We start from the raw sequence: 334 nt of genomic DNA on the forward strand, positions 1-334 counted from the left end.
ATTGCGCACAATACCCGCATCAAGCATTAGTCGCTCAATATCTTGCTCGGTAAATGCTGCTACTTTGTGTACATCAAAGTCGGCAAAAGCATTTTTATAACCATTACGCTTTTTTAAAATAGTGTACCAACTCAAGCCTGCTTGCGCCGACTCCAGCGTTAAAAATTCAAACAGCTTTTTATCGTCATACACTGGCACTCCCCATTCGTTATCGTGGTATGCAATGTAGTCGGGTTTGCTGGTGTCGAGCCATGAGCAGCGAGATTGCTTGGTCATTATAGTTCCTTAGTTGCGGTGCTTTTATTTGCGCGTCATTTTAATGTCGCGTATTTTT

1 protein-coding gene is annotated in these 334 nt (G+C 42.5%); it reads right to left on the reverse strand.

What is annotated here, in order from left to right; all coding sequences use genetic code 11:
* A partial coding sequence (locus AAEY88_RS12725) for a DNA-3-methyladenine glycosylase I (protein ID WP_350562962.1) occupies positions 1-276 on the reverse strand: 276 nt, incomplete at its 3' end.
* Between the last annotated feature and the right edge of the window lie 58 nt (positions 277-334).

Source organism: Psychrobacter sp. CAL346-MNA-CIBAN-0220 (assembly GCF_040309805.1).
Classification (GTDB): domain Bacteria; phylum Pseudomonadota; class Gammaproteobacteria; order Pseudomonadales; family Moraxellaceae; genus Psychrobacter.